This is a genomic window from Aliarcobacter vitoriensis (assembly GCF_003316695.1).
GTDB lineage: Bacteria > Campylobacterota > Campylobacteria > Campylobacterales > Arcobacteraceae > Aliarcobacter > Aliarcobacter vitoriensis.
Window position 1 is genome coordinate 39,028 of the sequence record NZ_PDKB01000008.1, and the last position, 24,477, is coordinate 63,504.

The window sequence follows — 24,477 nt, forward strand, 5'->3', positions numbered from 1 at the left end:
AAATATCTATAAATACATGATATTTAACTTTTTCTATTTTTTATATTTATGAGAGATTTACTCTCATAAATAACTATCTAAGTGCTACTAATTTTCTTCTTAAGTAAGCAATTTTATTTTGTAATGGTAAGTGTTTTGGACAATGATCTTCACAAGCTAGTAAAGACATACAACCAAAAATTCCATCATCATCTCCAATTAATTCATAGTAATCATCAGCTGTTCTACTATCATGTGGATCTATTTCAAATCTAGCAACTCTATTTAATCCAACTGGACCAACAAAATTTGGTCTCATTAACATTGTTCCACAAGAAGCAACACAAATACCGCACTCAATACATCTATCAAGTTCAAATGTATCATTTGCAACTTTTGGTTCAATTCTATCTTCTAATTTAGAGATGTCAACTTCATGATTTGAATGAACCCAAGATTCAACTCTTTTACTCATACCATCCATCCATTTACCAGTATTTACTGATAAATCTTTGATTAATTCAAAAGCAGGCATAGGCATTAATTGTAATTTTCCAGATGGGTAATTTGCAATTAAAGTTCTACAAGCAAGAGCTGGTTTTCCGTTTACCATCATTCCACAGCTACCACAAATACCTGCTCTACAAACAAAGTCAAAAGATAAATCTGGATCATGTCTTTCTCTAATTTGCATCAAAGCTATAAAAAGAGTCATACCAGGAGTTTCTTCTAATTTATATTCAACAAAGTGAGGTTTTGAAACCTTACTTCTTGGATTAAATTTTAAAACTGATATTGTAATTTCTCTACCTTGTTTTGCACTCATTATTTATCTCCTGCTCTTTCATTTTTCTCTTTATAGTTCATTGGTAAATCAAAAGGCATTAATGCATGTTGGATTTCATGTCTATTTTTTCCTTCATTTTGCATTTTTTCAGTTATTTCATCAACTTGAGCTTGTCTAATCGCAGATTCATCATGTTCTATAATCATTCCTTTTGCACCATATCCTCTAAATGCTGGAGGTAATTCCATAGTCATAATATCAAGTGGTTCATAAGTTATTTCTGGTTCAATAGCATCTTTTGAAGGCCAAGAAGTTAATGTTCTATTTAACCAGTTTGCATCATCTCTTTTTAAGAAATCTTCTCTATAATGCGCTCCTCTTGACTCTGTTCTATCTCTTGCTCCTTTTGCTACACAAAGTGCAACTTTAAGCATTTTTGGAACTCTATATGCTTCTTCAAGTTCTGGATTTCCAGATTTTTCTTTAGATTTTACATTTATTTGTTTAGTTTTTCTTAATAAGTCTTTTAACTCTTCAACAGCTTCAGTTAGTGGTTCTCCACTTCTAAATATACCAACTTTTTCATCCATTAGATTTTGCATTCTATTTTTGATTCTAAAAATGTCTTCAGTACCGTTATAAGATAAAATTTCATCAAGATAAGCTTCTTGCTCATCTACAAATTTTTTAACTACAGCTGTAGGAATTGTCACATCATTTGTTAAACAATAATCAGCAAAATAGTTACCAATAATCATACCAGCAACAACTGTTTCAGATACAGAGTTTCCTCCAAGTCTATTAAATCCATGCATATCCCAACAAGCAGCTTCACCACAAGCAAATAATCCTGCTAATTTTTGAGATTCACCAGTTGGTTTTGTTCTAATTCCACCCATTGAGTAGTGTTGCATTGGTAAAACTGGAGCCCAACCCTTTGGACCTTCATCTGCTGGATCAATACCATTGAAGATTTGACAAATTTCTTGAACATCTCTTAAGTTTTTCTCAATATGTTCACGTCCTAGAATTGAAATATCTAGCCAAACGTGGTATCCATAAGGAGAAGGAACACCTTTTCCGTTTCTAATATGTTCAATCATTCTTCTTGAAACAACATCTCTTGATGCTAGTTCTTTTTTTTCTGGTTCATAATCAGGCATAAATCTATGACCATCAACATCTCTTAAAATTCCACCATCCCCTCTACAACCTTCTGTTAAAAGAATTCCAGATGGAACGATTGGTGTTGGGTGAAATTGTACTGCTTCCATATTTCCTAAAGTTGCAATTCCAGTTTCAATTGCAATTGCTGCTCCTGTACCTTCACAAATAACAGCATTTGTAGTTTGTTTAAATACTCTTCCATATCCACCAGTTGCGATACATGTACCTTTTGCAACATAAGCTTCTAACTCACCAGTAATTAAATCTCTTACAACTGCTCCATAACATCTATTATTTTCATGAATTAAACTTAAAGCTTCTTTTCTATCTCTTATATCAACATTATGTTTTAAAGCTTCATTTGCAACACCAAATAGCATTGTATGACCTGTCGCATCTGCTGTATAACAAGTTCTCCATTTTTTAGTACCACCAAAATCTCTTGATGTTATTAGTCCATGTCTATCATCATCTTCAGTAATAGTTGTTTTCTTAGCATTTATAACTGCTTCTCTTGTTCCAGCTTCAACTCTTGACCAAGGAACCCCCCAAGCAGCTAATTCTCTAATAGCTTTTGGTGCAGTATGAACGAACATTCTAGCAACTTCTTGATCACATCCCCAGTCAGAACCTTTTACAGTATCGGCAAAGTGTAAATCTTCATTATCACCATCAGACATTTTTGAGTTACCTAAAGATGCTTGCATACCACCTTGTGCAGCAGCACTATGAGATCTTTTAACAGGAACCAAAGATAAAACTATTGTACTTAAACCTTTTTTTTGTGCAGCAACAGCAGCTCTAAGTCCTGCAAGTCCCCCACCAATAACTAATGCATCACAGTAATTAATTTTCATTATGCGATTCCTCCAACACTTTTAGTTTTTAATTCATAATTCATAATTTGTGCAGATGATGGCTTAAATGAATCTCTTGGAATATTATTTTTAGAGTTTTCATAACCTATTTTCATATATGCTGCAAGTGTTGCAAATCCTAAAACTAAGAAGAAAACAGTTAAAGCCCATTTAACTTTTTTAAGTGCTTTTCTAGTAGCTTTTGGATTATCTCCATCAAACCATCCCCACTTAACACAGAGTCTATATAAACCAATTGTTCCGTGGAATTCAACTGCTAATAATAAAAGAATGTATAATGGCCACATATACTCTTCCCAAACTCTTGCACTACTTTCATATGGTCCAATTTGATCTGGATGAGTCATTATTATATAAATATGAATTGAACCCAAGAAGAACATTGCAAAACCAGTGAATGCTTGGATAAACCAAAGTTTTGTATCATCATGATTCATACTTTTAGAGTGAGTTTTAATTAATTGGTATTGTCTAAAGTTACCAGGTAATTTTCTCATACCTAAAGCCGCATGTACTATAAATATCACAAAAATAACTAAAGCGGCAATTGATACTAAAAGTGGATTTCCACCTTCAAATATGAAGCTTCCTTCAAGTAATTTTGTAACTTGATACATAAAGTCATTTGACACTAGAATAGATGCAACTAGCATCATATGCGCCCACATAAATAAAGCTAAGAATCCACCTGTAAAACTTTGAATAAAATCAAGTTTAGCTGGGAGTCTGCTTTTCTTTCTTTCAACTGTTTTCCCTAAATAACCTTCTATTAGGTCACTCATTTGCAATCCTTTCTTTGAGATTTTAGATTTAGCTAAAATAATATCGAAATAATGGTTTAAAATTACTTCAAAGTATAGATGTTTTTTTGATTTTATAGTTGAAATATTGTAGAAAAGTTACACTTAGCCCCTCTTCATTTAAGGGGCTAGATTAAACATAATTTTATTGTGTTACTATATTTAACACTTTAGTTTATAAATAGAGATTTAACAGCTAATTGAGCAAAATTTATTAATGTATCAATATTTAATACTGGAATAAAGAATACAATAGCAGAACCTATTCCTCCAATTACTGTTAAGATTGCTACAAAAAGTATCGCATAAGTTGATACTCTTTTATCATCAAAATCTTCATCTTTACAACCATCTTGTGGTGGATAGAAATACATAACAGCGATAAGTCTTAAATAGTAATAAACTGAAATTATAGTAGCTAAAATAGCTAAAACAGATAAAGCTGTATAACCAGCTTTAATAGTTTCTGTAAATACATAAACTTTTCCTATAAATCCAATAGTTCCTGGAATCCCAGCTAAAGAAAGCATAAAAATTGTCATCATAGCAGCTAAAAATGGTCTTTGTTTTGCTAAACCTTTAAAGTCATCAAACGTAACTTTTACATTTGTTTCAGAGATAATATGTGAAGCTAATCCAAATGCTCCTAAAGCCGATACTAAATATGCTATTAAATAGAACATTATAGAGTATGCAGCTTCAATATTTAGTATAGCTCCTCCTTGATACGTTAAAGCAATAAATGCTAAAAGTAAATATCCTGTATGAACTATTGAAGATGCAGCTAACATTCTTTTTACAATTTGTTGAGTAATAGCAAGCCACGTTCCAAAAATTAAAGTTAGTATAATTACAATTTGTAAAATTCCATCCCAGAAATCAATAATTGGTGCAGCATACTCTAATATAACTCTTAAGAAGAAAGAGAATATAGCAATCTTAAATGTAGATGCCATATATGCTGTAATAACCATCGGAGCACCTCTGTAAATATCAAGTACCCAAGATTGAAATGGAAATGCAGCAATTTTAAATAAAAATACAAAGAATACTAAAGTTAAGCCTATGTAAATAAGTGCTAAATCATTTGAACCATTTGAAATATAAGTATAAATATCAGCTAAATTTGTACTTGCTGTTGCACCATAAATTAAAACCATTCCAAGTAGATAAAATGCTCCAATAAATGAACCTAAAACTAAATATTTAAAAATAGCTTCAACTCTTTTTGAATCATCACTATTGTAACCAACCATAATATAAACACTAAAAGAAGCAATTTCTAAAGCAATAAATGCTGTTATTAATTCATTTGCTTGTGCCAAAATCATCATTCCAAATAGAGCAAATAATAAAATTGAGAAGAACTCACCTTTAAAATAACTTCTATGTTGTAAATAGTGTTCTCCAATTAAAAGAGTTAAAAGAGTTCCTAAAATAAGCAATATATTAAAGAAATTTGAAAAAGTATCAAATGTTAAAACATTAGTTAAAAAACTTTCATAAGGTTGAACTGAATACAGAGTATTTACATTTAATAATGCAAACATTAAAGCTAAAACCAAAAAGATTGAAGATACAACAATATGACTTTTTACACTAACTTTTTCATACATACTCATAAATAGTAGAGTAATAGCTCCTACTAAAACCAACAAAGTTGGTATTAGGTATATAAATTGACTCATCTTGTTGCTCCAATATGTAGAATGTCTTGTAAATAATGTGTTACTGTTGGTTCAAATTTATCTATGAATACTTCTGGATAAAATCCCATAACAAATACTAAAATTACCCAAGGAATAAGTCCCACAATCTCTTTGATTTTTAAATCTCTCATTTTAAGTTCTGTTGAACCTTCAGGTCTATCTTGTAAAATTGCTCTTTGAAACATCCAAAGCATATAAGAAGCTCCAATAATTACAGATAATGCGGCAATAATTCCTAAATAAATATTGAAATTAAATACTCCAAAAATAATTAAAAGTTCAGATACGAAACCATTAGTTCCTGGTAATCCAACATTTGCAAATAACATAATTGCAAAAATAAATGTAAAAATAGGGGCTTTTTTAGCAATTCCACCCAAATCTTTTATAGTTTTAAAACCTGTTTGTTCTTGCATTAATCCTACAAGTAAGAATAGTGCTCCAGTTGCTATTGCGTGAGCAATTATTAAATATAATGCTCCATTTATACCATAAGAATTTAATGAGAAAATACCAGCTGCTATAAAGCTAAGGTGTGAAGCTGAAGAATAAGCAAACATTCTTTTAATATCATCTTGCATAAGTGCTGCAATTCCAAAATAAACAAGTCCAAATAGACCAATTATCACAAACCAAGTTGCAAAATCTACATAAACTTCTGGAAATAGTGGAATTAAAAATCTAACAACGGCATAAATACCTAGTTTTGCCATAATTGAAGAAAGTATAAATACAGCACCTGTTGGAGCATTTTTATATGTTTCCATAATCCATGTATGAAGTGGAAATAGTGGAATTTTAATAGCAAATGCTGCTAAAAATGCTAAGAATAACCATACTTTTTCAGAATAACCAATATTTGAAATAGTCATTAATTTATCATAAGCAAAAGACCAAACTCCAAATTCATTATGATAAGCAACACCTAAATAAAGTATTGCTACAAGCATAAGAAGTGAGCCAGCCATTGTATAAACAGTTACTTTTATTGTTGTAAATACTTTATTTCCAAATCCATATTGCCCAATGAGTAAGAACACTGGTAGAAGCATAATTTCCCAGAAAAAATAGAAAAGTACAACATCTAAAGATAGTAAACTTCCAGTAACACCACTTTGAACTAAAAGCATATTTATCCAATAACCTTTAGTTTTTCCTTCCCATAAAAGAAGGTATGAAGTAGGGATTAATATAGCAATCATCATTAAGATTGTAAGAGAGAATCCATCAAGTCCTAAATAATAATTGATACCATATGTTTCAATCCAAGCAACATTCGTAACAAATTGCATACTTGAACTTGGTTCAAATTCTATGTAAACTTTTAATACTAATGCTAATATAACTGTTGTTGTTAAAAAAGCAATATTTCTAATAGTATTAACATCTTTTGTAGTAATTAGTAAACCAAGTGCTACAACTGCTGGTAAAAATATAATAAATGAAAGAATATCTGCACTCATATTACAACCCTAATGAAATATATAAATATACAAATATACAAGACATTCCAACTAGCATAAATGCTGCATAGAATCGTACATTTGCATTCTGAATTAATGCAACTTTTTTACCTATTTCAACAAAATTTGTTGAAGATTTCATAATAAAGCCATCAATTACCTTATCATCAAGAACTTTATCGATAAATTTCGAGATAGCTTTTGTTGATTTTACGAATAAGAAATCATAAAGTTCATCAACATAAAGTTTATTTCCTATGAATCCTGTTTCTAATTCTGGTTTTGATACATCAAAATTTGCATATTTTTTATATGCAACAAAAATACCAGTTGCTGCGACAATTACTGATAATGCCATTAAAATGTATTCTGTACTATGAGAAAGAGTTATCGTTTTTGACTGCAATTGTCCAAGCCAAGAATCAACTAAATGACTTCCTCCAAAAATTGCAGGGAAATTTAAAAAACCTGCACCAACTGCTCCAATAGCTAATATCAGAAGGGGTATAGTTATAGTTCTTGATGTGTAAACATAATCTTTTCTATGGTGATTTGGTGCAACGAAAACTATAAAATATAATCTAAACATATAAAATGCTGTTAAAAATGCTGTAAATAGTGCAATACCGTAAATTAAATATTGACCTTCTTGGAATGCAGCTGCCAAAATTGTATCTTTTGAGAAGAATCCAGAAAATGGTGGAATTCCTGAAATTGCAATAACTCCAATTAAAAATGTAAATCCAATAATTGGTAAAGATGCTCTATGTTGGGCAATTTTGAATATATTTTGTTCGTGGTGAAGTGCTAATATAATTCCACCAGCGCCCATAAACAGCATAGCTTTAAAGAATGCGTGAGTAAAAACATGGAATAAGCCACTTGAATAGAAACCTAAACCAACAGCAATAAACATATATCCTAATTGACTCATAGTTGAATAAGCAAGAATTTTCTTAATATCAGTTTGCCTTGTTGCAATAATTGCAGCTAACAGTGCTGAAAATGCTCCAATGTATGCTATAAATATACCTATTTCTTCAATTCCTGAATACAAGAAATGAAATCTTGCTACCATATAAACCCCAGCAGTAACCATTGTTGCTGCGTGAATTAATGCTGAAATTGGAGTTGGACCTGCCATTGCATCTGGAAGCCAAGTATAAAGTGGAATTTGTGCTGATTTCCCCATAGCTCCAACAAAAAGTAAGAAACCTGCAAGTAATAACCAACCATTTGTTGTATTTCCTAAGTTAGCTTCAATAGAAGAGAAAGATAAATCAACTTGTCCTAAAGCAAAGAATAATGTTGCTATTCCAAGTAAGAAACCAAAATCTCCAACCCTATTTACTATAAATGCTTTATTTGCTGCAACAACATTCTCTTTATGTCCATAATAAAATTTAATTAAAAGGTATGAACAAACTCCAACACCTTCCCAACCAATAAATAAAATGATAGGATTGTCTGCTAAAACTAAAATAAGCATTGAAGCTAAGAAAAGATTGAAGTATGCAAAAAACTTACCAAATCCTTCATCACCTTTCATATAACCAACAGCATAAATATGAATTAACCAACCAACAAATGTTACAAACATTGACATAAAAATAGATAAATTATCTCCTAAAAATGCCATATCAATATTTAGATTTGAAACATTTAGCCAAGTAAATAAGTGTTGCTTAAATACTATTTTTTCTTCAATCATTCTTAAAAATAGACTTAAAGTAATCAAAAAAGATATTAATGGAGTTAAAGTACCTATGATTGCAAAATAGTTTTCACAAATTTTTTTCTTTTTTATATTATAAAAATATAATGCACCATTTAAAATAGCACCTAAAAGTGGTGCTAAAATAATCCAAATTAGTAAATTTGTACTCATTTATTCTCTCCTTGTGAAAGAGATGTAAATAGATCTGTATCTAAAGATCTTTTTGATCTAAATAGCAAAATTATAACTGATAAAAATATTGCAGCTTCAGCAGCAGCAATTGATATAACCATGATTGTTATAATTTGTGGGTCAATATTAAAGTGATATCTTGCAAAAGTAACTAAAAATAGATTTATACCATTTAACATAAGTTCTATTGACATATAAATTACAAAGATATTTCTTCTAGCAATTACTCCAATTACTCCAATTGAAAATAATATCATAGCTACAACTGCATAAGAAGTAAGTGTTATCATTCTTAATCCTCCTGTGAAGTTATTTTAGATTTTCTTCTTTTTGCAAGAACAACAGAACCAACCAGTGCAATTAAAAGCAAAATTGATATCAACTCAAAAGCCACAATCCAGTTATTATATAATTCTAAACCAACTGGTTTTATCTTTCCAAAATCACTTTCAATTGGTGACAAATCTTTTGTTGGAAGATTTGATACAGCTTTTAGAACCAATACATTTAAAGGAATCATCAAAATTGCTCCAAAAGCTATTAATTGATATTTTCTTGGCTCTTTTGGTAAATCTTCTTCTTTGATATTTAAAAACATTAAAATGAATAAAATCAAAGCCATAATAGCACCAGCATAAACAATAATTTGAACCATAAATAGTAAAGTTGCATTTAAAAGTGCAAACATACCAGCGACACTAAGCATTGTAATTAATAATCCTAATGCACTAAACATAGGGCTTTTATATACAAGCATAGCAATAGCACCAGTTATCGCAAAAAATGCTAAAGCAATAAATATTATATCAGCCATTATTCGAAATCCTTTGATTTTTCATTTGCCATTAAAGCTTTTTTATTTAATACAAAATCTTCTCTTTTTGAAGATGTAAAAGAGAAAATTCCAGTATCCATTCGTATTGCATCACAAGGACAAGCTTCTACACAATATCCACAGAATACACATTCTAGTAAATCTATTTTAAACTCTTTTGGTCGTTTTTCATCAACACCATCAAATCTCTCTTCAGCTTCAATAAATATACACTCTGCTGGACAAGCTGTTGCACACATAAAACATGCAACACACTTTTCAGTTCCATCATCATGTTTTGTAAGTCTATGAACACCTCTATATCTTGGTGTTATATCTGTTGGTTGAACTTCAGGATATTGAAGAGTATTTACTCCTCCAACATCTTTTAAATTTTTAAAAAAGTGTTTAAAAGTTGTTTTCATACCGCCTGCAATCCCAGGTAAGTATAATTTATCTTTTAGTGAATTTCCATATCTTGGTACTACTTTTATTGCCATATTAATTTCCTATCACAACAATTATTGCTGTTACAACTATATTTAAAAGAGCCAATGGAATAAGAACTTTCCAACCTAGCATTTGAAGTTGATCATATCTAAATCTTAAAACAGTCCATCTAACCCACATATAAACAAAAGCCATCATAAAGAACTTAACCATAAATGTTCCAACTTGAATAACAGCAGTTGCAATATTAACTCCATTTGTTCCAAGACCAGTTACTAAGAATGATATTAAAAGAGCCATAATTCCTATACAAAGTGACCAGAAAATAATAGTTAAAACTTTTGTTTCTTTCTCTCTACTTGTATCTTTACCAACAGCTTTATTATTTTTTTTCATCCATCTTGTAAATATAAATATTTTAATAGGAAGTAAAATTATAATAGCTAGAATTACATAATTTATATTTGATTGAATAGTCTGTGTATCCATCCAAGGAATTTGATAACCACCAAAGAATAAAGTAACAATTAAAGCACTTGAAGCACTCATAGCAGCATATTCACCAACTTGGAAAAGTCCAAACTTCATTGCACTATACTCTGTATGATATCCTGCAACAATTTCGCTTTCTCCTTCAGCTAAGTCAAAAGGTGCTCTATTTGTTTCAGCAAAAGAACAAACAATAAAAATAATAGCAGCTATTGGTTGAATAAAAATTCCCCACATAGGAATAACACCTAAATATGTTCCAGCTTGAGCATTTACCATATCTGTTAAATGAATTGTTCCATACGATATAATAATTGAAATTAAAGATAATCCCATAGCTGCTTCATAAGAAATAACTTGTGCTGAAGCTCTAATAGAACCTAAAAGACCATATTTATTTGATGAAGCATAACCACCTAAAATTATTCCATAAACACTTAAACCTGCAAATGCTAAGAACCATAAAATTCCAAGTTCAGTAGGCACAGCTTGCATTGTGTGAGCTTTTCCATCTATTGTTAAAACATCAGCATATGGTATAACAGCAAAAGTTAAAAATGAACATAAAAATACTATAACAGGTGCAACTGTAAAGAAAAATTTATGTTTTACATGAGAAGGAGTAAAATCTTCTTTAAAAATAAGTTTCAACATATCTGCAACTGCTTGAACTAATCCACCTAATCTAATAAACCCAATATTACATCTATTTGGTCCACTTCTATCTTGAATAAATCCAGCAATTCTTCTTTCCCACCAAACCCAAAGTGGAGTAAGTCCAACTGCAAGAACTACTGCAAGAAGTATATTTACGATAATTACAATAACACTACTCATAAAGTTCCCTTTTCTATCATAGATTTTATATCCTCTATAATTGTAGTAATAGTTTTCATAGGATTATTTCTATTCATTTGTGAAACTACTTTTTGTCTAATTCCATCACAATTTATGTATGTTCCACTTTTCTCATAAAATGATGCAACACCTAAAGCTATATTAGATTTAGCAATTGTTAAACAGTGATGAGAAAATAGTGAAATTACTTTTTTATTCTCTAAAAGATTTAAATTTTCTTCAAAATAGCTATTCTCAACTATTATTACAGTTTTTGACTCATTCAATGATTTTTCAAAAAACTCTTTTGTTTCATCAATATTTAACTCTTTAAATGAAGCTCGATTTGCTGTTTTGTCTTTTTGTCTTAGCCAATCATCACTTTGAATTTCATCATAAGTATTTGGTGAATATCCACTTAATTTAATATTTAATTTTTCACTTAAATTTTTGCAGTTTATCATCTCTTCATAAGATAAACTAGGACTTAAAAGCATCAAAATATCTTTTGAAGTAGATAATTCTTTGAAAATATTTGCAATAGCATTTGATATATTTGTTTCACTTTTTTCAATAAGTGCTGTTTCAAATCTATTCTCTTGCTCATTATGATAAGACAATCTTCCCTTATCACATATAAACCAACCATTTACAGCTTTATTTACTCTTGGTCTAAATCTATAAATTAAATCATCTTTATACTTTTCTTTTCTATGATCTACATGAATATTACACCCTTTTGAGCAACCACTACAAATAGCTTCAAAACTTTGTAAGAACCAAACTCTTTGTTTAAATCTGAAATCTTTACTTGTCAATGCCCCAACAGGACATAAATCAACAACATTCATAGCATATGGATTATCAAGTGGACGACCAGGGAAAGTTCCAATTACAGAGTGATCTGTTCTACTTATTACACCCAATTCTGCAGTTTTTGTTATATCTTTACAGAATCTTACACATCTTAAGCACAGAACACATCGCTCTTGGTCTAACATTACATTAGAACCTAAATCAACTCTTTTTTCTGCATTATTCTTATCACTAAGAGCAAATCTTGAAGAGTAGAAACCAGATTCCATATAGTAATCTTGTAATTTACACTCTCCAGCTTGATCACATGTAGGACAGTCGATAGGATGATTTATAAGTTCAAGTTCGAGAATATCTTTTCTCACTTTTTCAATCTTCTCACCTTTTGTTCTTACAATCATTCCATTTTTTATAGGAGTATCACAGGCAATTTGAGGTCTTTTTTGTCCCTCGATTTCAACCATACACATCCTACAATTTCCATCTTTTCCCAACGCTTGATGATAACAAAAGTGAGGGATATGAATATTTTCATCTAATAATTTATCAATTAACAAGCTACCTTTAGTAGCTTGCATCTCGATACCATTAATTGTTATACTAACTGTTTCGGCCATGAATATATATCCCCTTAACCTTTTTTTTAAATTTATTAATTACCTGTATATAGCTGTCTAGGTCTTGCAATTTTGTGTTTTGGATCTTGTTTTAATTCAGACCATTGTGCTAACCAACCTGGAGTTCTTCCAATAACAAAAATTGGAGTAAACATTTCAACTGGAATTTTTAGAGCTGTTAGAATTACACCAGAATAGAAATCAATATTTGGATATAAACCTCTTTCTTTAAAGTAATCATCACTTAAAGCAGCTTCTTCAACAGCAGCAGCAATATCTAATAATTTAGAATCAAGATTCAATTTCTCTCTTAATTGGTCTTGTAAACCTTTTAAAGTTTCAGCTCTTGGATCTCTATTTTTATAAACTCTATGACCAAATCCCATAAGTCTAAATGGATCATTTTTGTCTTTTGCTTTTGCAATATATGAAGGAACATTTTTAATATCACCAATTAATTTTAATTGATCCATAACTTTTTCATTTGCTCCACCATGTGCAGAACCCCATAAAGCTGAAATTCCAGAAGCAATAGCAACATAAGGGTGAGCTTCTGTTGAACCAACATTTCTTACAGTTGTAGTAGAAGCATTTTGTTCATGGTCTGCATGTAAAGTTAAAATTGCATCAAGTGCATCAACTTCAATTTGTGTTATTTCATCATTTTTACCATTACCTAAATATTTCATTCTTCCACCTGGATAAGCTCTTAACATATATAAGAAGTTTTCAGTGAAATATCTATTTACATCAGGATAAATTAGTGGTGTACCAATAGAATTTCTATATGCCATAGCTGCAATTGTTGGCATTTTTGCTAAAATTCTTCTTCTCATTATTTTAAAAGCAGCTTCATCTTCCAAATGTAAATGATCTTTATAAAATGCTGAAAGTGCCATTGTCGCAGCTCCCATAGTTGCCATTGGGTGTGCACCATCTGGTAAAGCATCAAATAATCTAATAATTCCTTCATTTAAAAAAGATCTATGTCTTATCTCTAAATCAAAATCTTTTGATTCTTGTTCATTTGGTAGTCTTGCATTCATTAAAAGGTGAGCAACATCTAAGAAAGAGTGTTTTCCAGCAAGATCAGCTATATCATACCCTCTATATCTTAATTCTGAATTTTCACCATCAATAAATGTGATTTTTGATTCGCAAGAAGCAGTTGAAGTATAACCTGGGTCATAAGTAAACATTCCTGAATCTTTATAAAAACTTGAAATATCAACTACACTAGGTCCTCTTGTACCATCTACGATATTATATTCATAAGTTTTACCATTTCTATTGTCCGTAAAAGTCATTGTATTTTTTGCCATTTAATTCTCCTTAGTTTTGGTTATTTTTTAAAATATTCTTCAAATTCACTTCTAAACTTTATAACAATACTAGCTATGATATCTTTTACTGCTGGTGCGAAAACACAAACTGTTTTTCCATTCATAGTATCACATACATCAAGTATTGTTTGTAAATCATCAGAAGTTGCTTTTCCATCTAATACATCTCTTAAGATTTTATCAATCCACCCACAACCTTCTCTACAAGGTGTACATTGTCCGCAAGATTCATGATGATAGAATTCAATAATGTTTTTTGCAACATCAACCATTGAAGCACTTTCATCAATTACAATCATACCTCCTGTACCTAAAGTTGAGCCAATATCCCACATAGATTCATAGTCCAATACTGCACGTTCAACTTCATCAGCAGTTAATATTGGACATGATGTTCCTCCTGGAATGATAGCTTTCAGTTTTTTACCCTCAATCATTCCCCCACCTAAAATGTTTAGGAAGTCAATCATTTTATTACCATATTCCATTTCATAAACACCAGGATTTTTAACTGGTCCAGAAATAGCAAAAAGCATAGTTCCAGGAGATTTCTCTGTACCATATTTTGTATAACCTTCTGCTCCATTTTCAACAATATTTGGAACAGAAGATATTGTTTCAACATTATTTACAGTCGCTGGATCTCCATAAAACCATTCACACTCTTTCCCATGTGGTTTAAGTCTTGGATGTCCACGTTTTCCTTCTAAAGATTCTATTAGTGCAGATTTTTCTCCACAAATATATGCTCCTCCACCTCTATGAACCGTAATATCAACTTTAAAATCATATTTATCCATAATTTTATCACCAATTATTTTAGCTTTATATGCTTCTTGAATAGCCTCATTCAATCTATCAATAAAGAATTTATATTCTCCTCTTATATAGATATAAGCATGATTTGCTTGAATTGCCCAACAAGTACAAATAATACCTTCTATTAAAATATGCGGGTCATATTGAAAAATTTGTCTATCTTTAAAAGTTCCTGGCTCACTTTCGTCACCATTGACTATTAAATATCGTGGACGCTCGTCAACTGGTGGCATAAGCTCCCATTTTGGTCCACAGGCTGCTCCACCACCACCTTTTCCTCTTAACCCAGATTTTGTAACTTCAGCAGTAACTTCCTCTGGTTTCATAGTGAAAAGTTTATCTATTGATGAATATCTTCCATTTGCAAGAGCAACTTCAAGTTTATGAGAATTTGGAATATCAAAATTTTTACTTACTATTCTAGTTACCATTTTTGCACTCCCAAATTATCTTCTCTAATTTTTCTTTATTTAATTTTCCATGATAAACATTATTCAAAGCTATCATTGGAGCATCTCCACAAGCACCTTGACATTCAACTTCATTAAAAGTAAATAATCCATCGCTACTAGTTTGTCCAGGTTCTAAACCTAAAGTGTCTTTTATAAATGCTTTAAGTTCATTTGCTCCCATAAGCATACATGATACAGTTTTGCATAACTCTATATGATATTTACCAATAGGTTTTAGATTAAACATTGTATAAAACGTTGCTACTTCATAAACTTGCATTGGACTTTTTTCAACTTTTGACGCTACATAAACCATAGCTTCTGGACTTACCCAACCTTCTTGTTCTTGAACTATCCAAAGTGCAGGTAACATACAAGAGTCTAATTTTGGATATCTTGATACATACTCTTGAAATTTTGCTTCATTTTCTGGTGTATAACTAAAATTACTCATTATCTATCAAACTCCCCAGCAATAAAATTCAAACTAGCCATCGTAATAACAGCATCTGCAAGCATTGTACCTTCAACAATTTTTGAATAAGCGGCAAGTGAGTAAAAACAAGGTGGACGGCATTTTACTTTGTATGGTCTACCACTTCCATCACTTACAATAAAGAACCCTAATTCACCATTTGTAGCTTCAGTTGAACTGTAATATTCTCCTTTTGGAACATGAATCCCTTCAAAAGTTAGCTTAAATTGATTCATAAGCCCTTCAATATTTCCATAAACATCTCTTTTTAATGGTAATACAGCATTTGGTGCATATACATTTATAGCACCGTCAGGCATATTTTTCATAGCTTGTCTAATTATTCTAATAGATTGAATCATCTCTTCGAATCTACACATCATTCTATCGTAAACATCTCCATGACTTCCAATAACTACATCAAAATCAAAGTTTTCGTATCCATAATATGGTTTGTCTTTTCTTAAATCATGAGCTACTCCAGCAGCTCTTAAGTTTGGTCCAGAAATACCATATTGTATAGCGAAATCAGGTTTAATAATTCCTACATCTTGAGTTCTGTCTTGGTAAATTCTATTATGAGCTATTAAAGATAGAACATCATCTATAGCACTTTCTGTTGTTTTTAAAACTGCTTCTAAATCAGTATCAAATCCATCATATAAATCAAATTCTAAACCACCAATTCTTGTGTAAGTATTTGTAAGTCTAGCACCTGTTAATTTTGATAATAAATCATAAGCCTGATCTCTTGCAGAGAATAAGTACCATAAACTTGTAAGTCCACCTAAATCTACCATGTTTGCAGCATTACAAACTATGTGGTCAATAATTCTACTTAATTCTCCAATTACAACTCTTATCATTTTTGCTCTTGGTGTTATGTCTATTTTTAGCATATCTTCGATAGCTTTTGCCCAACCAATATTGTTTAATATAGCACTACAATAATTTAATCTATCTGTATAAGGAATAACTTGTGAATATGTGTGATTTTCACAGGCTTTTTCGAAACCTCTATGTAAATATCCAATTTCAGTTACACAAGCTGTTATAGTTTCACCTTCCATAGCAACAAAGTTTCTTATTGTTCCATGACTTGCTGGGTGAGAAGGACCAACATTTAAAAGCATTAAATCATCTATTTCTGTATCATTGTAACCTTTAGATTTAAGTAAAGGTAACATTTCATCCATCAAATCTTCAGTTTCTGTACAAATTTGCCCTTTTGTGATTTGATAATCTTTTCTTAAAGGATGTCCTGTAAATTGGTGGTGATTTAAAACTCGTTTTAAATTTGGATGACCTTTAAATTTTATACCATATTGGTCATAAGCTTCTCTTTCCGCCCAATCTGCAGAACCATAAATATCAAAAATAGAGTCAATTTCTAAAGTTTCATCATCTACAAAAGTTTTAATTGTTGTCTCTTTTTTAAAATTTGAAGTTCTTAATACATAAACAACTGCAAATCTTGAAGGTGTTACATCAGGAAATTTTAAATAATCAATAGCTGTAATATCTAGTAAAATTTCAAAGTTTTCTTCATTTTTTAGTTTTAAAAGAGTAGTTCTTAAATCTTTTGAGTTAATTAGTAAATCACACTTAAACATCTAGAAATCCTTTGTACTCTTTTACTCTATCTTTTAGAATTGATTCATTTTTTGCTTTTTCTTGAATTCTCATAATTGCATCAAGAACAGCTTCAGGTCTTGGAGGACAACCAGCTACATATTCATCAACTGGAATAATTTCATCTATACCTTGAACTGTTGCATAATTGTCATAAAAACCTCCACTACAGGCACATGCACCCATAGATATAACCCATTTAGGTTCACACATTTGTTCATAGATTTTTTTCAAAATCGGTGCTTGTTTGTATGAAATAGTTCCAGCAACTATCAACAAATCTGCTTGTCTTGGTGAGAATCTTACAACTTCTGCTCCAAATCTTGAAACATCATATTTAGCGGCAGCTACTGCCATAAATTCGATACCACAACAGGCTGTTCCAAAAGCCATTGGCCAAAGAGAGAAAGATCTTCCCCAATTAACTGCGGCATCAAGTTTTGTAGTGATAATAGAATCACCTAAGTTTGATTCAACTCCTAATCCCATGATAAAGCCTTTTTCTTATAAATATAGATTAACCCAATAAATAGTAATCCCATAAAGATGAACATTTTATATAGACCTGCAACTCCTAATTCTACTACATTTACAGCCCAAGGGAACATAAAAATTACCTCTACGTCAAATAGTAAAAATGAGATTGCAACTAGATAGAACTTTACAGAAAATCTTATGTTTGTTGTTCCAATAGGGTTCGTAATACCACTTTCATAAACATTGTTTTTTAGCTGTGAATTTTCATTTCTCGGACCTATAAATCTTGTAAGTACAAATACACCTGCAAGAATTAAGCCAATAGCAACAAAAATTGCAGATGCTAAGATTAGTTCAGCTGACATCTTTTTTCCTAATTCTAAAAAATTTTAATCAACCCTGATTGTACACAAATTTATCAAACTAAACAATTTAAATTAACTTTTTTATCTCTTTTTATAAATTAGAGTGTGAAAAAATGTAATACTTACTTTTAAAAATTTATTATTTTATATTTTATGCTACATTTAATAAAGTTTATAATTTCTAACATATAGAATTTATGCTACTAAAAGAAACATATATAAGAATACAATTAGATTATTTTAATAAATAAAATGATAAAGTGAAAGTACTGTATTTAAATTAATTTTAGGGAAGAATATGAAAAAAGCTATAGAATTATTAAAACAACACAATCTTTTAAAAGTTATAGATGAAGAACTAGATATTTATTTAGAAATCCCACATATTGCTTATATAGAAGTAAAAAGAGAGGATTCAAAAGCAATTTTATTCACAAAACCAGTAGATAAGAAAACTGGTAAAAAATTTGATATTCCTGTTTTGATGAATGTTTTTTGTAATGAAGAAGCAGTAAAACTCTTTATAGGTGATGGAGATAAAATAGGAAAAGAGATAGAATCTTTACTCAAATTAAAGCCACCTGTTACTTTTAGCGAGAAGATATCAACTTTTACAAAGTTATTTTCGCTTAAAAATACAATTCCAAAAAAATTGAAAACAAAAGGTGAGTGTCAAGAAGTGATAAAGCTTGGAAAAGATGCAAAACTTACTGATCTACCTATTATTACAACTTGGGAGCAAGATGGAGGACCATTTATTACAATGGGACAAGTTTATACAACTTCTTTAAATGGAGAGTTGAAAAATCTTGGAATGTATAGGCTTCAAGTTTATGATGATAATACTTTAGGTATGCATTGGCAAATTCACAAAGATAGCAACCACTTTTTCCATGAATATAAAAAAGCTGGTAAAAAAATGCCAGTATCAATAGGAATTGGTGGAGATCCCATGTATATTTGGTGTGGACAAGCTCCTCTTCCAATTGGGGTTTTTGAACTTATGCTTTATGGTTTTGTAAAAAATACTCCAGCAAAACTTGTAAAATCTATAACAAATGATATTTATGTACCTGCTGATAATGATTTTATAATAGAAGGTTTTGTTGATACAAGTAAATTAAGAATTGAAGGACCTTTTGGAGATCATACAGGATATTATACACTTGAAGAGGAATTCCCTTTTATGGAAATCAGTGCTATTACAAGTAAGAAAAATCCTACATTTTTAGCAACAGTTGTAGGAAAACCACCACTTGAAGATAAATATATGGGATTTGCAACAGAGAGAATTTTTTTACCACTGTTAAAAACAACAGCACCTGATTTAGTAGATTATTATATGCCTGAAAATGGAGTATTTCACAATCTAATAATTGCAAAAATAAATAGTTTTTATCCTGGACACGCAAGTCAGATGATGCATGCATTTTGGGGAGTAGGGCAGATGAGTTTTGTTAAACATGCTATTTTTGTAAACTCTGATGCACCAGAGCTTACAAATCATGATGAAATAACAAAATACATTTTAAATAGAATCAATATTGAAGATATTTTGGTTTCAAAAGGTGTTGTTGATCATCTTGACCACTCTAGCCCAAAATTTGCAGTTGGAGGAAAATTGGGTCTTGATTGTACTGGAAATGAGATAGATGAATTTGGAATTACTCTTTTAGGAGATAGTGATTTACTAGAAAAAATGCAAAATATTTCAAATGATATAAAAGGCTTAAAGCAATATTACACAGACACAAAAAACCCAATTTGTGTAATAAGTGTAGATAAAACTAGAAGTCAAAAATACCTTTTTGAAGAGCTAAAACCTCTATTTTCTCATATAAAAATTTTAGTGATTGTTGATAATAAATCAAACGATTTGGAAAATACTTATATGCTAATTTGGAGGGTTGTAAATAATATTGACTCGAATAGAGATTTATATATTAATGGTCAAACTTTATGTTTGGATGGAACAAATAAAAATTCACTTGATGGATTTACTAGACGTTGGCCAGATGATGTGGATTGTACAAAAAGTGTAATTGATAGTTTAAGAGAAAGAAAAATTATTGATATAGATGATGAATTTATAAAAAAATTTTATTTGTAATAAGAGAAAAATTTGATTATTAAAGCAAAAGAAAATGAATATAAAAATCTTACTGAAATCTGGGAAGATTCAGTAAGAGCAACGCACAATTTTTTAAATGAATCTGACATTAATTTTTTTAGACCTAAAATTTTAAATGAATATCTATATGCTGTTCAAGTATATGTTTATAAAGATGAATTAGGAAATATTTTAGGTTTTATTGGAATTGATGAAAATAAAGTTGAAATGCTTTTTATAAAATCTAAATATTTTAAAAATGGTATTGGTAAAAAACTTTTGCAATATGTTATAAAAAATCATGATATTAATGAAGTTGATGTAAATGAACAAAATCTAAATGCAGTAAATTTTTATAAATATATGGGGTTTGAGTTTGTAAATAGAAGTGAAACTGATGGTTTTGGCAAACCATTTCCTCTTTTACATTTAAGATTAAATCACAGGTCGATTTAATCTTAAAAAATATAAAGATGGAAGAACTAAACCAAAGGTGATAGCTATTAAAATAGCGATTGCTTTTAAGCCATTGTGAACAAATAGCTCTATAAGTTCAATACTTGCACCAAATCTATTTATGTCTATTAGATTTATCATTGCACTAAAAGCAAAAGTCCCTGGTAATATAGGAATTATAGAAGCAACAGTATAAACAGGTCTTGGGATTTTATATTTTCTTGACCAATAAAGAGCGATAATACCTATGATTGCTGAAGATAAGAAAGTTGATATTTCTATACCAAAATCCAAGGCTAAAAAAATAGTTCTAAAATCATAAACTATCGCTCCTCCTAATGCACAATATTTTAATGTATGTTTTGGAACATTAAAAACCATAGCAAATCCAACAGATGCACAAGCGGCAAATATTGCTTCAATTATAAGTTTTGAAATAAGTTCCATAAATTATCCTTTTAATCCCAAAATTGCTATTGCTAATATAATTCCCACAGAAGTAGCAAGAGTGAGAATCATCCCATCCATCCATCGTCCCCAACCCATCATCATATAACCTTTAAATGAATCTAAGATAGAGTTCACAAAAGCAAATCCAGGGGCAAGTAATAAAACACTAGCAGCAAGAGCAATATTTGGAGTTTCACTAAATCCATATATTTTTGATAATCCAGCAATTACAGTAGCTACAAAAGCTGTTACTCCAAAGCTAATAATCATCACAAATCTTCTTTTTGCTAGCTCTTGTCTTGTAAACATAGCAATACTTGAAGCTATAAATGTTATTCCAACTGCTTTTAAATCCCCACCTTGTAAATAAGCAAAACTAGCACAGGCAATTCCTACCATAAAAATAACTAGCCATCTGTTGTAGTAATTTGGTTCGAGTTGTTTTAAAATAGTATATAAATAACTTATATCATAGTTTACTTCTCTCTCTTTTTTTTCCATTTTTAAAACTATATTTTGTATTTGACAAACTATATTCATATTTATTGGTTTATGATGAACTCTTCTTGTTGTTGTTACAGATTGTCCATGATAAAGTGTTGTTAAAACTATTGCTGATGGAATTAAAGATATTTCAACACTTGAAGCACCTAGAACTTTTCCAAGCCTTTGGGCTGTTTGTTCTATTAAAATACTTTCAGCTCCATATTCGCTCATTAAAACTGCTGCTTTTATGATACCTCTTGTTATTGTTGATTGTTCTTTGTGAGAAATATTTTCCATTTTTTTCTTTTTTTTTAAATTTATGAAATTATACAAATTTTGTTATAATAAAGGTTTTAAGGATAAAAATGAAAGATATAACTCAATTTTTTGCAAAGAAAAATATTTTATTTAAAGATTTTAAAGAAGTTTTACCAAAAGAGTTAAATAGTAGAAAAAAGATACAAATTTTTGTCGGAACTACAATAGATTTGAAGTTTTATGCAATATTTGTAGTTGATAGTAAAAGTAGATTTATACGAAGAAATGCCGATGATTTGATGGAACTTTGTCAAAGTTTATCAAGTTTTGTCGGACATAATTTTAAAGTAAAAGAGTTACTCATAAGTAGCTCACTTTGTTCTAAAGCAAAAGAGTATTTAAAAGAGTTTGGTTGGAGTGTTAGAGTTGATTTTATGTGATATTGGAAATACTACTTTTCATTTTTTTATAGATGGAAAACATAAAAAATATTTTTTAGATGAAAAAATACCAAAATTTAAAGAAGATATTTTTTATATAAGTGTAAATGAAAAAGCCACAAAAAAGCTACTTAAGAAAAATCCAAAATCGAAAGATTTATCTAAATTTGTAAGTTTCGAGACAGATTACAAAGGAATGGGAATAGATAGAATATTTGCAAGTTTGTATCAAGAAAATACTATAATAGTAGATGCAGGAAGTGCAATAACAGTTGATATTATAGAAAATTCAATTAATAAAGGTGGATTTATACTTTTAGGAATTCATAGTTTTTTAAATGCTTATGAAAAAATATCAAAAAAACTAAAAGTTGATTTTGAAAAAAATATTAATTTAGATAAAATACCGCTTCAAACAAAAGATGCTATTTTGTATGCTTTAATGAAATCTATCATTTTACCTATCAAAGAAGTAAGTTTAAATAAAAATATAATTTTTACTGGTGGAGATGGAGAATTTTTAAGCCAATTTTTTGAAAATAGCCAATATAAAAAAGATTTAATATTTGAAAATATGAAAAGGATAATAGATGCTAACGATTGCATTGCCTAAGGGAAGAATTGCTGATGAGACTCTTGATAGATTTGAAAAAGCTTTTGGAGAGAAGTTTATTTTTGAAGATAGAAAACTTATTATGGAAAAAGCTGGATTTAAATTTTTAAATGTAAGAAATCAAGATGTTCCAACTTATGTTATGCACGGAGCTGCTGATTTGGGTGTTGTTGGGCTTGATGTTTTAGAAGAAAAAGAGTATGACTTGATAAAACTTTTGGATTTAAAACTTGGTCGTTGTAAAGTTGCTTTTGGTTTAAGAGCAGGTGAGAAATTAAATTTTGATAAAAGTAAAATAACAATTGCTACAAAACATGAGAAAATAGCTAAAAAATATTTCGAACAAAAAGCTATGGCAGTTGAGATTATAAAGCTTTATGGTTCTATAGAATTAGCTCCTTTAGTTGGTCTTTGTGACTGTATAGTTGATATTGTTGAAACTGGCGAAACTATGAAGCAAAATGGTCTTGAAGTGGGTCCAACTATTATGGAAACAACAGCACATTTAATAGCAAATAAAAACTCATTTTATGCAAAAAAAGATTTGATATTTGACTTAAAAGATAAATTAGAGAAGTTTTTATAATGGGTTTAGATTTATATGCAAAAATAGAAGGATTTTTAGATTTTGAAGAGGAAATTTATACTCTTCATAAAGAGTTTTTAAAATTTATCATTGTAAATGATATAGATAATATTATAGATATTGGTTGTGGACAAGGTTATTTTTTAGAAAATTTAAAAATCAATAAAAAAAGATCTTTTGGAATAGATTTGAGTATTGAGCAAATAAAAATTTGTGAAGATAAAAACTTAAATGCAAAAGCTATGCCTTTATGTGAAGTTAAAGATAAATTTGATTGTGCAACTGCTATTTTTGATGTATTAAACTATATTCCAAAAAGTGAAATAGAAACTTTTATAAAAAATGTTAGTGATATTTTAAATCCAAATGGGTATTTTATTTTTGATGTAAATACATATTTTGGATTCGATGAAATTGCACAAGGAACTATCACAATAGATAATGAAGATAATTTTATAGCAATAGATGCAAATTTTGAAGATAATAAACTTCAAACAGATATTACACTTTTTGAAAAAGATGAAAGTGGAAAATTCATAAAAGAGCAAGATAGTATAATACAAGAGTACCATACAAAAGAAGATATTGAAAAACTTTTAAATATAAATTTTGAACTTATTGAAATAAAAGAGTTTTTTTTACATACAAATGAAGAAGCAGATAAATTAATATTTATTTGTAAAAAAATAAAATAATACTTTAAACTATGTGTAAAAAATACACATAATTAAATAATAATTATTAACTATTCTTATTTTAACCCCTATAAAATAATCTAGTAAATATAATAAAAACAGTTT

General features: G+C 29.7%; 25 protein-coding genes. 6 read left to right on the forward strand and 19 right to left on the reverse strand.

The features are described from left to right. Window positions 1-73: 73 nt before the first annotated feature. The 17 genes from CRU91_RS05730 to CRU91_RS05810 all read right to left on the reverse strand — a co-directional run bounded on the left by CRU91_RS05730 (window position 74) and on the right by CRU91_RS05810 (window position 18,278). Window positions 74-805, reverse strand: coding sequence for a fumarate reductase iron-sulfur subunit (locus CRU91_RS05730; RefSeq protein WP_113894263.1), 732 nt, complete (start codon window positions 803-805; stop codon window positions 74-76). After that, window positions 805-2,790, reverse strand: a complete 1,986-nt coding sequence (locus CRU91_RS05735) for a fumarate reductase flavoprotein subunit (protein WP_113894264.1) — start codon at window positions 2,788-2,790, stop codon at window positions 805-807. Before CRU91_RS05735 ends, CRU91_RS05730 begins: the two co-directional genes overlap by 1 nt. Next, on the reverse strand, window positions 2,790-3,593 hold the full coding sequence (locus CRU91_RS05740) for a fumarate reductase cytochrome b subunit (RefSeq protein WP_113894265.1): 804 nt from the start codon (window positions 3,591-3,593) through the stop codon (window positions 2,790-2,792). The genes CRU91_RS05735 and CRU91_RS05740 overlap by 1 nt, the downstream gene beginning before the upstream one ends. Window positions 3,594-3,781: 188 nt before the next feature. Further along, a complete protein-coding gene (locus tag CRU91_RS05745) occupies window positions 3,782-5,299 on the reverse strand; it encodes an NADH-quinone oxidoreductase subunit N (RefSeq protein WP_113894266.1) in 1,518 nt (505 codons plus the stop codon). Then, on the reverse strand, window positions 5,296-6,783 hold the full coding sequence (locus CRU91_RS05750) for a complex I subunit 4 family protein (protein WP_113894267.1): 1,488 nt from the start codon (window positions 6,781-6,783) through the stop codon (window positions 5,296-5,298). Before CRU91_RS05750 ends, CRU91_RS05745 begins: the two co-directional genes overlap by 4 nt. Window position 6,784: 1 nt before the next feature. Continuing rightward, the gene (gene nuoL, locus CRU91_RS05755) at window positions 6,785-8,671 is read right to left on the reverse strand and encodes an NADH-quinone oxidoreductase subunit L (protein ID WP_113894268.1); all 1,887 of its coding nucleotides are present in this window, start codon (window positions 8,669-8,671) and stop codon (window positions 6,785-6,787) included. Continuing rightward, a complete protein-coding gene (gene nuoK / locus CRU91_RS05760) occupies window positions 8,668-8,982 on the reverse strand; it encodes an NADH-quinone oxidoreductase subunit NuoK (protein ID WP_113894269.1) in 315 nt (104 codons plus the stop codon). Before nuoK ends, nuoL begins: the two co-directional genes overlap by 4 nt. 2 nt (window positions 8,983-8,984) lie before the next feature. Continuing rightward, window positions 8,985-9,506: an NADH-quinone oxidoreductase subunit J family protein gene (locus tag CRU91_RS05765; protein ID WP_113894270.1), complete on the reverse strand. Its 522-nt coding sequence runs from the start codon at window positions 9,504-9,506 to the stop codon at window positions 8,985-8,987. Continuing rightward, window positions 9,506-10,006 (reverse strand): NuoI/complex I 23 kDa subunit family protein, encoded by a 501-nt coding sequence (locus tag CRU91_RS05770; RefSeq protein ID WP_113894271.1) that lies wholly within the window; start codon window positions 10,004-10,006, stop codon window positions 9,506-9,508. Before CRU91_RS05770 ends, CRU91_RS05765 begins: the two co-directional genes overlap by 1 nt. Before the next feature lies 1 nt (window position 10,007). Then, complete coding sequence (locus CRU91_RS05775) at window positions 10,008-11,282, reverse strand: complex I subunit 1/NuoH family protein (protein ID WP_113894272.1); 1,275 nt, start codon at window positions 11,280-11,282, stop codon at window positions 10,008-10,010. Beyond that, entirely contained in the window at window positions 11,279-12,715 is a 1,437-nt protein-coding gene (locus CRU91_RS05780; RefSeq protein ID WP_113894273.1) for a 2Fe-2S iron-sulfur cluster-binding protein, read from the reverse strand. Before CRU91_RS05780 ends, CRU91_RS05775 begins: the two co-directional genes overlap by 4 nt. Window positions 12,716-12,750: 35 nt before the next feature. Then, window positions 12,751-14,037 carry a citrate synthase gene (locus CRU91_RS05785; protein WP_113894274.1) on the reverse strand — a complete coding sequence of 429 codons (1,287 nt, stop codon included), beginning with the start codon at window positions 14,035-14,037 and terminating at the stop codon, window positions 12,751-12,753. A gap of 20 nt (window positions 14,038-14,057) precedes the next feature. Further along, a complete protein-coding gene (gene nuoF / locus CRU91_RS05790) occupies window positions 14,058-15,308 on the reverse strand; it encodes an NADH-quinone oxidoreductase subunit NuoF (RefSeq protein WP_113894275.1) in 1,251 nt (416 codons plus the stop codon). Beyond that, entirely contained in the window at window positions 15,298-15,783 is a 486-nt protein-coding gene (locus tag CRU91_RS05795) for an NADH-quinone oxidoreductase subunit NuoE family protein (RefSeq protein ID WP_113894276.1), read from the reverse strand. The genes nuoF and CRU91_RS05795 overlap by 11 nt, the downstream gene beginning before the upstream one ends. After that, window positions 15,783-17,417, reverse strand: a complete 1,635-nt coding sequence (locus tag CRU91_RS05800) for an NADH-quinone oxidoreductase subunit D (RefSeq protein WP_113894277.1) — start codon at window positions 17,415-17,417, stop codon at window positions 15,783-15,785. Before CRU91_RS05800 ends, CRU91_RS05795 begins: the two co-directional genes overlap by 1 nt. After that, a complete protein-coding gene (locus CRU91_RS05805; RefSeq protein ID WP_113894278.1) occupies window positions 17,410-17,925 on the reverse strand; it encodes an NADH-quinone oxidoreductase subunit B in 516 nt (171 codons plus the stop codon). Before CRU91_RS05805 ends, CRU91_RS05800 begins: the two co-directional genes overlap by 8 nt. Beyond that, window positions 17,916-18,278, reverse strand: a complete 363-nt coding sequence (locus CRU91_RS05810) for an NADH-quinone oxidoreductase subunit A (protein ID WP_113894279.1) — start codon at window positions 18,276-18,278, stop codon at window positions 17,916-17,918. The genes CRU91_RS05805 and CRU91_RS05810 overlap by 10 nt, the downstream gene beginning before the upstream one ends. Before the next feature lie 298 nt (window positions 18,279-18,576). Here CRU91_RS05810 and CRU91_RS05815 point away from each other — a divergent pair, with 298 nt between their 5' ends. Beyond that, window positions 18,577-20,388, forward strand: a complete 1,812-nt coding sequence (locus tag CRU91_RS05815; RefSeq protein WP_113894280.1) for a menaquinone biosynthesis decarboxylase — start codon at window positions 18,577-18,579, stop codon at window positions 20,386-20,388. 12 nt (window positions 20,389-20,400) lie between these two features. Further along, complete coding sequence (locus CRU91_RS05820; protein ID WP_113894281.1) at window positions 20,401-20,844, forward strand: GNAT family N-acetyltransferase; 444 nt, start codon at window positions 20,401-20,403, stop codon at window positions 20,842-20,844. Here the strand turns inward: CRU91_RS05820 and CRU91_RS05825 are convergent. Further along, complete coding sequence (locus CRU91_RS05825; RefSeq protein WP_113894282.1) at window positions 20,824-21,291, reverse strand: threonine/serine exporter family protein; 468 nt, start codon at window positions 21,289-21,291, stop codon at window positions 20,824-20,826. The genes CRU91_RS05820 and CRU91_RS05825 overlap by 21 nt on opposite strands. Window positions 21,292-21,294: 3 nt before the next feature. Next, window positions 21,295-22,077 carry a threonine/serine exporter family protein gene (locus tag CRU91_RS05830; protein WP_113894283.1) on the reverse strand — a complete coding sequence of 261 codons (783 nt, stop codon included), beginning with the start codon at window positions 22,075-22,077 and terminating at the stop codon, window positions 21,295-21,297. 68 nt (window positions 22,078-22,145) lie between these two features. Here CRU91_RS05830 and CRU91_RS05835 point away from each other — a divergent pair, with 68 nt between their 5' ends. Genes CRU91_RS05835 through CRU91_RS05850 form a run of 4 tightly spaced genes read left to right on the forward strand, consistent with a single transcriptional unit; the run spans window position 22,146 to window position 24,372 of the window. Then, window positions 22,146-22,478 carry a hypothetical protein gene (locus CRU91_RS05835; RefSeq protein WP_113894284.1) on the forward strand — a complete coding sequence of 111 codons (333 nt, stop codon included), beginning with the start codon at window positions 22,146-22,148 and terminating at the stop codon, window positions 22,476-22,478. Continuing rightward, window positions 22,456-23,091 carry a type III pantothenate kinase gene (locus tag CRU91_RS05840; RefSeq protein WP_235826962.1) on the forward strand — a complete coding sequence of 212 codons (636 nt, stop codon included), beginning with the start codon at window positions 22,456-22,458 and terminating at the stop codon, window positions 23,089-23,091. Before CRU91_RS05835 ends, CRU91_RS05840 begins: the two co-directional genes overlap by 23 nt. Next, window positions 23,069-23,677, forward strand: coding sequence for an ATP phosphoribosyltransferase (hisG, locus tag CRU91_RS05845; protein ID WP_026807313.1), 609 nt, complete (start codon window positions 23,069-23,071; stop codon window positions 23,675-23,677). Before CRU91_RS05840 ends, hisG begins: the two co-directional genes overlap by 23 nt. After that, window positions 23,677-24,372 (forward strand): methyltransferase domain-containing protein, encoded by a 696-nt coding sequence (locus CRU91_RS05850; RefSeq protein ID WP_113894286.1) that lies wholly within the window; start codon window positions 23,677-23,679, stop codon window positions 24,370-24,372. Before hisG ends, CRU91_RS05850 begins: the two co-directional genes overlap by 1 nt. Window positions 24,373-24,477 lie beyond the last annotated feature (105 nt).

Coding starts and splice junctions, on each gene's coding strand:
- nuoL (WP_113894268.1), bottom strand. CDS start 8,671: ATGAGTACAAATTTACTAATTTGGATTATTTTAGCACCACTTTTAGGT.
- CRU91_RS05775 (WP_113894272.1), bottom strand. CDS start 11,282: ATGAGTAGTGTTATTGTAATTATCGTAAATATACTTCTTGCAGTAGTT.
- CRU91_RS05770 (WP_113894271.1), bottom strand. CDS start 10,006: ATGGCAATAAAAGTAGTACCAAGATATGGAAATTCACTAAAAGATAAA.
- CRU91_RS05835 (WP_113894284.1), top strand. CDS start 22,146: ATGAAAGATATAACTCAATTTTTTGCAAAGAAAAATATTTTATTTAAA.
- CRU91_RS05815 (WP_113894280.1), top strand. CDS start 18,577: ATGAAAAAAGCTATAGAATTATTAAAACAACACAATCTTTTAAAAGTT.
- CRU91_RS05825 (WP_113894282.1), bottom strand. CDS start 21,291: ATGGAACTTATTTCAAAACTTATAATTGAAGCAATATTTGCCGCTTGT.
- CRU91_RS05785 (WP_113894274.1), bottom strand. CDS start 14,037: ATGGCAAAAAATACAATGACTTTTACGGACAATAGAAATGGTAAAACT.
- CRU91_RS05850 (WP_113894286.1), top strand. CDS start 23,677: ATGGGTTTAGATTTATATGCAAAAATAGAAGGATTTTTAGATTTTGAA.
- CRU91_RS05810 (WP_113894279.1), bottom strand. CDS start 18,278: ATGTCAGCTGAACTAATCTTAGCATCTGCAATTTTTGTTGCTATTGGC.
- nuoF (WP_113894275.1), bottom strand. CDS start 15,308: ATGGTAACTAGAATAGTAAGTAAAAATTTTGATATTCCAAATTCTCAT.
- nuoK (WP_113894269.1), bottom strand. CDS start 8,982: ATGATAACACTTACTTCTTATGCAGTTGTAGCTATGATATTATTTTCA.
- CRU91_RS05745 (WP_113894266.1), bottom strand. CDS start 5,299: ATGAGTCAATTTATATACCTAATACCAACTTTGTTGGTTTTAGTAGGA.
- CRU91_RS05805 (WP_113894278.1), bottom strand. CDS start 17,925: ATGGGATTAGGAGTTGAATCAAACTTAGGTGATTCTATTATCACTACA.
- CRU91_RS05730 (WP_113894263.1), bottom strand. CDS start 805: ATGAGTGCAAAACAAGGTAGAGAAATTACAATATCAGTTTTAAAATTT.
- CRU91_RS05750 (WP_113894267.1), bottom strand. CDS start 6,783: ATGAGTGCAGATATTCTTTCATTTATTATATTTTTACCAGCAGTTGTA.
- CRU91_RS05780 (WP_113894273.1), bottom strand. CDS start 12,715: ATGGCCGAAACAGTTAGTATAACAATTAATGGTATCGAGATGCAAGCT.
- CRU91_RS05765 (WP_113894270.1), bottom strand. CDS start 9,506: ATGGCTGATATAATATTTATTGCTTTAGCATTTTTTGCGATAACTGGT.
- CRU91_RS05735 (WP_113894264.1), bottom strand. CDS start 2,790: ATGAAAATTAATTACTGTGATGCATTAGTTATTGGTGGGGGACTTGCA.
- CRU91_RS05740 (WP_113894265.1), bottom strand. CDS start 3,593: ATGAGTGACCTAATAGAAGGTTATTTAGGGAAAACAGTTGAAAGAAAG.
- CRU91_RS05800 (WP_113894277.1), bottom strand. CDS start 17,417: ATGTTTAAGTGTGATTTACTAATTAACTCAAAAGATTTAAGAACTACT.
- hisG (WP_026807313.1), top strand. CDS start 23,069: ATGCTAACGATTGCATTGCCTAAGGGAAGAATTGCTGATGAGACTCTT.
- CRU91_RS05795 (WP_113894276.1), bottom strand. CDS start 15,783: ATGAGTAATTTTAGTTATACACCAGAAAATGAAGCAAAATTTCAAGAG.
- CRU91_RS05830 (WP_113894283.1), bottom strand. CDS start 22,077: ATGGAAAATATTTCTCACAAAGAACAATCAACAATAACAAGAGGTATC.